At 58.6% G+C, this 11,813-nt stretch carries 9 protein-coding genes; 1 reads left to right on the top strand and 8 read right to left on the bottom strand.

The genetic code is table 11. The annotated features are described in order from the left end of the window. Positions 1 to 29: 29 nt before the first annotated feature. The 8 genes from sucD to sdhC all read right to left on the bottom strand — a co-directional run bounded on the left by sucD (position 30) and on the right by sdhC (position 9,786). Positions 30 to 902 carry a succinate--CoA ligase subunit alpha gene (gene sucD, locus ACJ8PL_RS01845; RefSeq protein ID WP_004939878.1) on the bottom strand — a complete coding sequence of 291 codons (873 nt, stop codon included), beginning with the start codon at positions 900 to 902 and terminating at the stop codon, positions 30 to 32. Next, on the bottom strand, positions 902 to 2,068 hold the full coding sequence (gene sucC, locus ACJ8PL_RS01840) for an ADP-forming succinate--CoA ligase subunit beta (RefSeq protein WP_015376978.1): 1,167 nt from the start codon (positions 2,066 to 2,068) through the stop codon (positions 902 to 904). Before sucC ends, sucD begins: the two co-directional genes overlap by 1 nt. A gap of 122 nt (positions 2,069 to 2,190) precedes the next feature. Next, positions 2,191 to 3,408 (bottom strand): 2-oxoglutarate dehydrogenase complex dihydrolipoyllysine-residue succinyltransferase, encoded by a 1,218-nt coding sequence (gene odhB, locus ACJ8PL_RS01835; RefSeq protein WP_015376977.1) that lies wholly within the window; start codon positions 3,406 to 3,408, stop codon positions 2,191 to 2,193. 64 nt (positions 3,409 to 3,472) lie between these two features. Continuing rightward, positions 3,473 to 6,280: a 2-oxoglutarate dehydrogenase E1 component gene (gene sucA / locus ACJ8PL_RS01830; RefSeq protein ID WP_025301881.1), complete on the bottom strand. Its 2,808-nt coding sequence runs from the start codon at positions 6,278 to 6,280 to the stop codon at positions 3,473 to 3,475. Between the two features lie 275 nt (positions 6,281 to 6,555). Next, positions 6,556 to 7,272, bottom strand: coding sequence for a succinate dehydrogenase iron-sulfur subunit (locus ACJ8PL_RS01825; RefSeq protein WP_015376975.1), 717 nt, complete (start codon positions 7,270 to 7,272; stop codon positions 6,556 to 6,558). A gap of 16 nt (positions 7,273 to 7,288) precedes the next feature. After that, entirely contained in the window at positions 7,289 to 9,055 is a 1,767-nt protein-coding gene (gene sdhA, locus ACJ8PL_RS01820) for a succinate dehydrogenase flavoprotein subunit (protein ID WP_015376974.1), read from the bottom strand. Then, the gene (sdhD, locus tag ACJ8PL_RS01815; protein WP_004939891.1) at positions 9,056 to 9,403 is read right to left on the bottom strand and encodes a succinate dehydrogenase membrane anchor subunit; all 348 of its coding nucleotides are present in this window, start codon (positions 9,401 to 9,403) and stop codon (positions 9,056 to 9,058) included. Continuing rightward, the gene (gene sdhC / locus ACJ8PL_RS01810; protein ID WP_004939893.1) at positions 9,397 to 9,786 is read right to left on the bottom strand and encodes a succinate dehydrogenase cytochrome b556 subunit; all 390 of its coding nucleotides are present in this window, start codon (positions 9,784 to 9,786) and stop codon (positions 9,397 to 9,399) included. The genes sdhD and sdhC overlap by 7 nt, the downstream gene beginning before the upstream one ends. A gap of 729 nt (positions 9,787 to 10,515) precedes the next feature. Here sdhC and ACJ8PL_RS01805 point away from each other — a divergent pair. After that, positions 10,516 to 11,808 (top strand): citrate synthase, encoded by a 1,293-nt coding sequence (locus ACJ8PL_RS01805; protein ID WP_016928730.1) that lies wholly within the window; start codon positions 10,516 to 10,518, stop codon positions 11,806 to 11,808. The last annotated feature ends 5 nt before the right edge of the window (positions 11,809 to 11,813 follow it).

The raw sequence follows: 11,813 nt of genomic DNA, 5'->3' as shown, positions 1-11,813 counted from the left end.
TCGAGATATTATTATTTCGTACTAAGATCTTAGCGCTTCAGCACCGCTTTTACCGCGTCGCCGATGTCCGCCAGGCTGCGAACGGTTTTCACGCCCGCCGCTTCCAGCGCAGCAAACTTCTCGTCCGCCGTGCCCTTGCCGCCTGCGATGATGGCGCCCGCGTGGCCCATACGCTTGCCTTTCGGCGCGGTCACGCCGGCGATGTAACCGACAACCGGTTTGGTGACGTGTTCTTTGATGTAAGCTGCCGCTTCTTCTTCAGCGCTGCCGCCGATCTCACCGATCATCACGATCGCTTCGGTCTGCGGATCCTGCTGGAACATCTTCAGGATATCGATGAAGTTGGAGCCCGGGATCGGGTCGCCGCCGATGCCCACACAGGTGGACTGGCCCAGACCGGCATCGGTGGTTTGTTTCACCGCTTCATAGGTCAGGGTACCGGAGCGGGAAACGATGCCCACTTTGCCCGGCAGGTGGATGTGGCCAGGCATGATGCCGATTTTGCACTCGCCCGGGGTGATCACGCCAGGGCAGTTCGGCCCAATCATGCGCACGCCGGCTTCATCCAGCTTCACTTTCACGGTCAGCATGTCCAGGGTCGGGATGCCTTCGGTGATGGTGATGATCAATTTGATGCCGGCATCGATCGCTTCCAGAATGGAGTCTTTGCAGAACGGCGCTGGAACGTAAATGACGGAGGCCGTCGCGCCGGTCGCTTCAACCGCTTCGCGCACGGTGTTGAACACCGGCAGACCCAGGTGCTGAGTGCCGCCTTTGCCTGGGGTGACGCCACCAACCATTTTGGTGCCGTAAGCGATAGCTTGTTCGGAGTGGAAAGTCCCCTGGCTACCGGTGAAGCCCTGGCAAATTACTTTGGTGTTTTTATCGATTAAGATGGACATTATTTACCCTCCACTGCTGCAACAACTTGCTGAGCCGCATCAGTCAGGCTGGTCGCAGCAATGATATTCAGGCCGCTGTCCGCCAGTTTCTTGGCGCCCAGTTCGGCGTTGTTCCCTTCCAGGCGCACCACGACCGGGACGTTAACGCCCACTTCAGCCACTGCGCCGATGATGCCGTCGGCGATCAGATCGCAACGAACGATACCACCGAAGATGTTAACCAGAACCGCTTTCACCTTGTCGTCGGACAGGATGATTTTGAACGCTTCGGTCACGCGCTCTTTGGTCGCGCCGCCGCCTACGTCCAGGAAGTTGGCCGGCTCGCCGCCGTGCAGTTTAACGATGTCCATGGTGCCCATCGCCAGACCTGCGCCGTTCACCATGCAGCCGATGTTGCCGTCGAGGGCAACGTAGTTCAGCTCCCACTGGGCCGCACGGGATTCACGCTCATCTTCCTGAGAAGGGTCACGCATTTCACGCAGTTCAGGCTGACGGAACAGGGCGTTACCGTCGGCGCCCAGTTTGCCGTCCAGGCACACCAGATCGCCCTGCTTGGTGATCACCAGCGGGTTGATCTCAACCATCGCCAGGTCGCGCTCCAGGAACAGCGTCGCCAGGCCCATGAAGATCTTGGCGAACTGGCTGACTTGCTTGCCGGTCAGGCCCAGTTTGAAAGCCAGCTCACGGCCCTGATAAGGCTGTGGACCCGCCAGCGGATCGATGGTCATTTTGTGGATCAGTTCAGGGGTTTCTTCCGCCACTTTCTCGATTTCCACGCCGCCTTCGGTAGACGCCATGAATACGATGCGACGGGTCGCGCGGTCTACGACGGCGCCCAGGTACAGTTCTTTATCGATGTCGGTCGCCGCTTCAACCAGGATCTGGTTAACCGGCTGGCCCAGCGCGTCAGTCTGGTAAGTCACCAGACGCTTGCCCAACCAGGCTTCCGCGAAAGCACGGATATCTTCTTTGCTGTTGACGACTTTAACGCCGCCCGCTTTACCGCGGCCGCCAGCATGAACCTGACATTTCACCACCCACGGGCCGGAGCCGATTTTGGATGCGGCTTCTTCTGCTTCACGCGGAGTGGTACAGGCGTAACCGGTGGGTGCCGGCATGCCATACCGAGCAAACAGCTGTTTTGCCTGATATTCGTGTAAATTCATGATGTTCTATCCATTCAGTTCTGAAGGTTTTTAGCCGGACCATTATTACGCGGTAAACCGCATGGTTTTCCGGCCACATAGCACAGAGTGCGGGCGCGGCACGCCGCGCCCGGCAAGGGTTACTAGACGTCCAGCAGCAGACGAGCCGGATCTTCCAGCATCTCTTTGACCGTCACCAGATAACCGACGGATTCTTTACCGTCGATCAGGCGGTGGTCATAAGACAGCGCCAGATACATCATCGGCTGGATCACCACCTGACCATTGACCGCCATTGGGCGATCTTTGATGGCGTGCATGCCCAGGATGGCGCTCTGCGGCGGGTTGATGATCGGAGTGGACATCAGGGAGCCGAATACGCCGCCGTTGGTAATGGTGAAGTTACCGCCGGTCAGCTCTTCCACGGTCAGTTTGCCGTCGCGGCCCTTAACGGCCAGCTCTTTGATTTTCTTCTCGATGTCAGCCATGCTCATGGCGTCCACATCGCGCAGTACCGGCGTCACCAGGCCGCGCGGGGTAGAAACCGCGATGCTGATGTCGAAGTAGTTGTGGTAAACCACGTCGGAACCGTCGATCGACGCGTTCACTTCCGGGAAGCGCTTCAGCGCTTCAACCACCGCCTTGATGTAGAAGGACATGAAGCCCAGACGTACGCCGTGACGCTTCTCGAAGGCTTCGCCGTACTGCTTGCGCAGATCCATGATCGGCTGCATGTTGATTTCGTTGAAGGTGGTCAGCATCGCGGTGCTGTTCTTCGCTTCCAGCAGACGCTCAGCGACGCGTTTGCGCAGGCGAGTCATCGGCACGCGTTTTTCGCTACGGCCGGCCAGAGCAGGCTGCGGTGCGGCTTCAGCGGCGGCGGCCGGTTTGGCGGCGGCGCCGCCTTTGGCCAGGTGCGCTTCCACGTCTTCACGCGTGATGCGGCCACCCACGCCGGTGCCTTTGATGGCGCCGGCATCGAGGTCGTGTTCGGCGATCAGGCGGCGAATCGCCGGGCTGAGCGCGTCATTGCTTTCTTCTTCCAGGCTCGCGGTCGCGCGCTGTGCAGGCGTGGACTCTTTCTCCTGGCTCTTCTCGGCGGTCGGTTTGCCGGAGCTGTCGCCTGGGCGGATGCGGCCGAGCAGTTGGCGAGACAGTACGGTCGCGCCCTCTTCTTCCACGATAGCATCGAGAATGCCCGCTTCACTGGCCGGCACTTCCAACACAACTTTGTCGGTTTCGATTTCAACCAGGACTTCATCACGCTGCACGCTGTCGCCCGGCTTTTTGTGCCAGGTGGCTACGGTCGCATCGGCAACCGATTCAGGAAGGTCAGGAACCAGAATATCTACGCTACTCATTTAGCTTTCCCTTAAGTTTTTTATCATCTGCTTGCCGGCCCCACGGCCGGCAAGCGAGCGAACATTAGTCAATATTCAGCGCGTCGTTCACCAGAGCCTGCTGCTGCTTCTGGTGTACGGACATATAGCCCACCGCCGGAGAGGCGGAGGCCGGACGTCCTGCGTAACGTAAAGAAGCCCCGAACGGCACCACTTCACGGAAGTTGTGCTGGCTGCAGTACCAGGCGCCCTGGTTCAGCGGCTCTTCCTGACACCAGACGAAATCATGCACGTGCGAGTATTGCTCCAGCACGGCCTGCACGGCCTGATGCGGGAACGGATACAGCTGCTCGATGCGCACGATGGCCACGTCTTTCTGCTCGTTCTTGCGACGCTGTTCCAGCAGGTCGTAGTAGACCTTGCCGGAGCACAGCACGACGCGCTTGACCGCTTTCGGATCCAAGTCGTCGATCTCGCCGATCGCCGGCAGGAAGGTGCCGTTGGCCAGCTCGTCCAGCGAAGAAATCGCCAGCGGATGGCGCAGCAGCGACTTCGGCGACATCACCACCAACGGACGGCGCATACCGCGCAGCGCCTGACGACGCAGCATATGGTAAACCTGCGCCGGCGTAGACGGGACGCACACCTGCATGTTCTGCTCTGCGCACAGCTGCAGATAGCGTTCCAGACGCGCGGAAGAGTGCTCAGGGCCCTGGCCTTCATAGCCGTGCGGCAGCAGCATCACCAGGCCGCACATACGGCCCCATTTTTGCTCGCCGGAGCTGATGAACTGGTCGATAACGACCTGCGCGCCGTTGGCGAAGTCGCCGAACTGCGCTTCCCAGATGGTCAGCGTACGCGGTTCCGCCGTGGCGTAGCCGTATTCGAACGCCAGCACCGCTTCTTCAGACAGTACGGAGTCCCAAACCTTGAATTCGCCCTGGCCGCTGTGGATATTCGCCAGCGGAACGTAGACCGAACCGTTTTTCTGGTTGTGCACCACCGCGTGACGGTGGAAGAAGGTGCCGCGGCCGGCGTCTTCGCCGGAGATGCGGATTGGAATGCCTTCATCCGCCATGGTGGCGTAGGCCAGCGTTTCGGCGGCGCCCCAGTCGAACGGCTTGTTGCCTGCGGCCATCTCGGCGCGGTCAGCGTAGATTTTCGCCACGCGCGACTGCATTTCGATCGCTTCCGGCACGGTGCTGATGCGGCGTGCCAGCTCCTGCAGGCGCTTCATCTCAACCTTGCTCGGGTACTCTTCGTCCCACTCGTGGTTCAGGTACGGTGACCAGGTGAAGGAGTGCAGGTTCATCGGACGCCACTCTTCAACCACGCAATCGCCGCGGTCGAGCGCGTCGCGGTACAGGTTGACCATTTCCGTGGCATCTTCCAGGCTGGCCACTTTCTGCTCGGTCAGCACGTCAGCATAGATTTTGCGCGGCGTAGGGTGTTTCTTGATCTTCTGATACATCACCGGCTGGGTGGCGCTCGGCTCGTCGGCCTCGTTGTGCCCATGGCGACGGTAGCAGACCAGATCGATCATCACGTCACGCTTAAAGGTGTTACGGAAATCCAACGCCAGGCGGGTGACGAAGGCCACGGCCTCCGGATCGTCCGCATTAACGTGGAAGATCGGCGACTGAACCATTTTGGCGATGTCGGTGCAGTATTCGGTAGAGCGCGCATCCAGCGGGTTGGAGGTGGTGAAGCCAACCTGGTTGTTGATGACGATACGCACGGTGCCGCCCACTTCGTAGCCGCGGGCCTGAGACATGTTCAGGGTTTCCTGAACCACGCCCTGGCCGGTGATGGCGGCGTCGCCGTGGATGGTGATCGGCAGCACCATGTTGCTGCGCGCTTCGTCCAGACGATCGCGACGGGCGCGAACCGACCCCATGACCACCGGGCTGACGATCTCCAGGTGCGACGGGTTGAACGCCAGCGCCAAGTGAACCATGCCGCCTTCGGTTTCCACGTCGGAAGAGAAGCCCTGGTGATATTTCACGTCACCGGTGCCGAGGTGTTCTTTATGCTTGCCGGCGAATTCGTCGAACAGATCGGCCGGCTTTTTGCCCAGCACGTTGATCAGCACGTTCAGACGGCCGCGGTGGGCCATGCCCAACACCACTTCGCGCGTGCCGTTCTTGCCGGCGTGGCGCACCATCTCTTTCAGCATCGGCACCAGCGCGTCGCCGCCTTCCAGCGAGAAGCGTTTGGCGCCCGGGAATTTGGCGCCCAGGTAACGTTCCAGACCTTCCGCTGCGGTCAGCTCGTTCAGGAAACGGCGTTTTTCGTCGGCGGTAAAGCTGGCGCGCCCCACCACCGACTCGATACGCTGCTGGATCCAGCGTTTCTCTTCGGTGTTGGTGATGTGCATGTACTCAGCACCGATCGACCCGCAATAGGTCTGCTTCAGCGCGGCGTACAGATCGCCCAGCTTCATGGTTTCTTTGCCGATGGCGAAAGAGCCCACGTTGAAGGTTTCCTGGAAATCGGCTTCGGTCAGGTTGTGGTAAGCGGGATCAAGGTCAGGAACTTGCTCGCGCTGCCACAGGCCAAGCGGATCGAGGTTGGCATGCTGATGCCCGCGGAAGCGGAAGGCGTTGATCAGCTGCAGTACCTTGACCTGTTTGGCGTCGGTTTCCGGATCGGTGATGGTGGTGTTGTAGCGCGCGGAGTCTTTCGCCAAGCGGCGGAAGTAATCGCGCGTTTGAGAGTGAAGCTGATCGGGTTTGACACCCGCGGTTGGTAGCTGTTGAAAAATGGAACGCCAGCTATCTTCAACGGAACCCGGATCGGTTAAGAAGTCTTCATAGAGCTGCTCTATGTAAGACTGGTTCGCGCCCGCCAGATAGGAGGAATCCAGCCAGGCCTTCATTGCGCCGTTCTGCATCATGATCCCTTAAGCTTTGAAGCTTTAGTTTTCGCCGTGGTTAACATAATTACCGTGATGAATACGGTTTGCCGTAAAACGGTTCACTCGACGTACTTGCGGCCATGACGGCCCGATACGTTCTGTTATGGACCTTGCGGTCCCTTACAAGGAACCTCTAAAAACCGGCGGAAGAACCAGGCTGCATAGCGCCGCAGCCGCGGGTCAGTTTTTAGAGGTTCCCTCCCCTATGGGATGTGCGCCGGAAAAGAGCCCGGCGCAGCATCTCATTCCGTTTATGCGCCGCGTTGCAGCAGCATGGACTTGATATGCCCGATCGCACGCGTCGGGTTCAAGCCTTTAGGGCATACACTGACACAATTCATAATGCTATGGCAGCGGAAAACACTAAAAGCGTCGTCCAGATCATCTAAACGTTCTTGCGTTTCCGTGTCACGGCTGTCGATCAGGAAGCGATACGCCGCCAACAGACCGGCTGGGCCGATGAACTTGTCCGGGTTCCACCAGAACGATGGGCAAGAGGTTGAACAGCAGGCGCACAGGATGCACTCGTACAGACCGTCCAACTTGGCGCGCTGCTCCGGCGATTGCAGGTGCTCGCGCGCCGGCGGGTTCTTGCCGTCGTTCAGCAGGTATGGCTTGATCTTTTCATATTGGGTATAGAACTGGCCCATATCCACCACCAGATCGCGCACCACCGGCAGGCCCGGCAGCGGACGGATCACGATCTTGCCGTTGCCTTTGCGCAGCGACGAAACCGGAGTGATGCACGCGAGGCCGTTTTTACCGTTCATGTTCAGGCCGTCGGAACCGCACACGCCTTCGCGGCATGAGCGACGGAACGACAGGGTCGGGTCTTTTTCTTTCAGCTGGATCAACGCATCCAGCAGCATCATGTCGCGACCTTCTTCCGCTTCCAGGGTGTAATCCTGCATGTGCGGCGCGTCGTCGACATCCGGATTGTAGCGATAAATGGAAAATTCGAGTTTCATCTGTCGATCTCCGCAATTAGTAAGAACGCACTTTCGGCGGGAATGCCGGGCGCAGCTTCGGTTGCATGTTCACTTCACGACGCGTCATGCTTTCCGATTGCGGCAGATACAGCGAATGGCACAGCCAGTTGGCGTCATCGCGTTCCGGATAGTCGAAGCGGCTGTGCGCGCCACGGCTCTCGGTACGGAAGTTGGCCGACACGGCGGTGGAATACGCGGTCTCCATCAGGTTATCCAACTCCAGACATTCGATGCGCTGGGTGTTGAACTCGCTGGAGGTATCGTCCAGGCGTGCGTTCTTCAGACGTTCACGGATCACTTTCAGTTCTTCCAGGCCCTTGGCCATCGCATCGCCTTCGCGGAATACCGAGAAGTTGTGCTGCATGCAAGACTGCAGCGCTTTGCGAATTTCGACCGGGTCTTCGCCGGAACGGGTGTTGTTCCAACGATTCAGACGGTCCAGCGAGGCTTCCACGTCGGAGTCGCTGGCGTCACGGCTCACGCCCTGCTCTTCCAGCGATTCCTGCAGGTGCATGCCGGCGGAACGGCCGAACACCACCAGGTCGAGCAGCGAGTTGCCGCCCAGGCGGTTGGCGCCGTGCACCGATACGCAGGCGATTTCGCCCACGGCGAACAGCCCCGGGATCACCACGTCTTCGCCCTTCTCGTTCACGGTCAGCGCCTGGCCGGTCACCTTGGTCGGAATGCCGCCCATCATATAGTGACAGGTTGGGATAACCGGGATCGGCTCTTTCACCGGATCGACGTGCGCGAAGGTGCGGGACAGTTCCAGAATGCCCGGCAGACGGGATTCCAGCACCTCTTTGCCCAGGTGATCCAGCTTCAGCTTGGCGTGCGGGCCCCAAGGACCGTCGCAGCCGCGGCCTTCGCGGATTTCGATCATGATCGAACGGGCAACCACGTCGCGGCCCGCCAGATCTTTGGCGTTCGGCGCATAACGCTCCATGAAGCGCTCGCCGTGCTTGTTCAGCAGGTAACCGCCTTCGCCGCGGCAGCCTTCGGTCACCAGCACGCCCGCGCCGGCGATGCCGGTCGGGTGGAACTGCCACATTTCCATGTCCTGCACCGGCACGCCGGCGCGCAGCGCCATGCCGACACCGTCGCCGGTGTTGATGTGGGCGTTGGTGGTGGACTGGTAAATGCGGCCTGCGCCGCCGGTCGCCAGCACGGTGGCCTTGGCTTTGAAGTAAACCACTTCACCGGTTTCGATGCAGATAGCCGTGGTGCCGACCACCGCGCCGTCCTGGTTTTTCACCAGATCAAGCGCATACCACTCGGAGAAGATGGTGGTGTGGTTTTTCAGGTTCTGTTGGTACAGGGTGTGCAGCAGCGCATGGCCGGTACGGTCGGCTGCGGCTGCGGTACGCGCCGCCTGCTCGCCGCCGAAGTTCAGCGACTGGCCGCCGAACGGGCGCTGATAAATGCGGCCGTCGTCCAGACGAGAGAACGGCAGGCCCATGTGTTCCAGTTCCAGAATCGCTTCCGGGCCGGTTTTACACATATATTCGATGGCGTCCTGGTCACCGATATAGTCGGAACCTTTCACCGTGTCGTACATATGCCATTCCCAGTTGTCCTCGTGGCTGTTGCCAAGCGCGACGGTAATGCCGCCCTGTGCGGACACGGTATGGGAACGGGTCGGGAAAACTTTGGACAGCAGGGCACAGGTCGAGCCCGCTTGGGAAATTTGCAGCGCGGCACGCATGCCCGCACCGCCGGCGCCGATTACGACGGCATCAAACTCTCTGACTGGCAGTTTCATTTAAGCACCCCACACTACGATTGTTCCGTACAGTAAATAGACCAGCAACGCGACCACGACAGCCAGCTGCAACACCAGGCGAACCGCCAGCGGCTTGACGTAGTCCGTCAGCACCTGCCACAGCCCGATCCAGGCGTGCACCAGAATCGACAGCAAGGTCAGCAGAGTGAACACTTTCGTAATGGAAGTGGCGAAGAAACCGCGCCAGATGTCATAAGTGAGTTCCGGAGCCGTGACGAAAAAGCCCAGGATATACAGGACGTACAGGGTGATGATGATCGCGGAAGCACGCAGCAGCAGCCAATCGTGCACGCCGTTGCGCCCTAATGCAGAAACGTTGTTTACCATACGAGGACTCCAGCCAGAACTGACAGCACGACGGTCAGACCGATCGCCACCTGGGCGGAACGGGTACCGGCGGCCAAACTCTCTTCGATGTAGCCAAAATCCATTAACAAGTGACGGATGCCACCGCAAATGTGATAGGCCAGCGCCGTGAGGATGCCCCAGAATATGAATTTGACGATGAAGCTATTCATGATGGCGGCCGCCTGCAGGAACCCCTCTTGGGAAGAGAGTGACAGGCCCAGCAGCCAGAGGAGGATACCCACGGCAACGAAGGTAATTACGCCAGAGACTCGGTGTAAGATAGACGCTATCGCAGTTACGGGGAACCGGATCGTTTGCAGATCCAAGTTGACAGGTCGTTGTTTTTTCACGTATTTGCCCACACAGCTCTTATTATTTTCCTTCCTCCGGGCCTGGGCGGGGATCAGACAGCGTTAAGAGCCTAAAACCCTTACACGTCACGCGCTCAAACATCAACATCCTCTGTGCTCAAACGGCGCGCATTTATAACGCTGGGTGCTCCTACTTCAGGGTAATCCGGAGACCTGGCGGCAGTATAGGAGGATCACATTCTGATTACAATTCTCATACAACCGCTTTGATAACATTTCCCCCGAACAGTGATTCAGATCACGGATTTCACAATTAGTGCAAAATTAATTATCTGATTTGACAAGAGATCAACATTTCCATTACATATAGGGGCACAAACGGTCCTATGATGCGCTATGGGTCAGCAGATACACTTCCTCCCGGGTTCGAGTTATGCAACAGTGTATTTGGCGAACCTATCCCAATAGCCGTTGTTTCCCGCTCGAGTTTGCCGGCGTCAAAAGCAAATAAAGCACATAAAAAACAGATTATTGGGATAGGTTCACATCTCTTCGAACAGCTCATAGGTAAGATTAACAGACTATAACGAATTACTCTGAATCGTTAACAACTGGTCACCCGTCTCGTTCGCCTGGTCAGCACTCTGTACCCTACCCGCGCACAGTTGCGCAGTCGCTCACAGAGTTAGCGTCCGCACCATTTTTTGCGGGCAACCTGCAGAGATTTAAGGTATTTCAGTTGTTAGTGGTTTTTAAAATAAGGCGCTAAGGAGACAGTAAATGACTGATAAGAAAGCGACGCTAACCATTAACGACAGCGAAGCTCCGATCGAACTGGGCGTATTGACACCGACACTGGGCCCTGATGTCCTCGATGTCCGCGCCCTGGGTTCCAAAGGTTATTTCACATTTGATCCCGGCTTTACCTCCACCGCTTCTTGCGAATCCAAGATTACCTTCATCGACGGCGACAAAGGCGTGCTGCTGCACCGCGGCTTCCCTATCGAGCAGCTGGCGAAAGAATCTTCCTACCTGGAAGTGTGCTACATCCTGCTGTACGGCGAGACCCCAACGCCGGAAGAATTCGAAACCTTCAAGACCACCGTAACCCGCCATACCATGATCCACGACCAGATCACCCATCTGTTCCGTGGCTTCCGCCGCGACTCGCACCCGATGGCGGTGCTGTGCGGCGTGACCGGCGCGCTGGCGGCGTTCTACCACGATGCGCTGGACGTCAACAACGAGCGTCACCGTGAAATCACCGCGTTCCGCCTGCTGTCCAAAATGCCGACCGTGGCCGCGATGTGCTACAAATACTCCCTGGGCCAGCCGTTCGTTTATCCGCGCAACGATCTGTCCTACGCCGGCAACTTCCTGCACATGATGTTCGCCACTCCGTGCGAAGAATACGTGGTGAACCCGGTGCTGGAACGCGCCATGGACCGCATCCTGATCCTGCACGCCGACCATGAGCAGAACGCCTCTACCTCAACCGTGCGCACCGCCGGCTCTTCCGGCGCCAACCCGTTCGCCTGCATCGCGGCCGGCATCGCCTCCCTGTGGGGGCCGGCGCACGGCGGCGCCAACGAAGCGGCGCTGAAAATGCTGGAAGAGATCAAGACCGTCGAGCACATTCCGGAATTCATCAAGCGCGCCAAGGACAAGAACGACTCCTTCCGCCTGATGGGCTTCGGCCACCGCGTGTACAAGAACTACGATCCGCGCGCCACCGTGATGCGCGAAACCTGTCACGAAGTGCTGAAAGAGCTGAACAAGAAGGACGACAACCTGCTGCAGGTGGCGATGGAGCTGGAACACATCGCGCTGAACGACCCGTACTTCATCGAGAAGAAACTGTACCCGAACGTCGACTTCTACTCCGGCATCATCCTGAAGGCGATGGGCATTCCTTCTTCCATGTTCACCGTGATCTTCGCCATCGCGCGCACCATCGGCTGGATCGCCCACTGGAACGAAATGCACGACGAAGGCATCAAAATTGCCCGTCCGCGTCAGCTGTACACCGGCTATGCCGAGCGTGATTTCAAATCCCAGCTGAAAAACAAGTAAGCCAC

The organism is Serratia sp. CY83965, assembly GCF_052166375.1.
GTDB lineage: Bacteria > Pseudomonadota > Gammaproteobacteria > Enterobacterales > Enterobacteriaceae > Serratia > Serratia marcescens.
The sequence above is the reverse complement of the archived record's forward strand: the minus strand, read 5'-3'. Positions and strand labels throughout refer to the sequence as shown.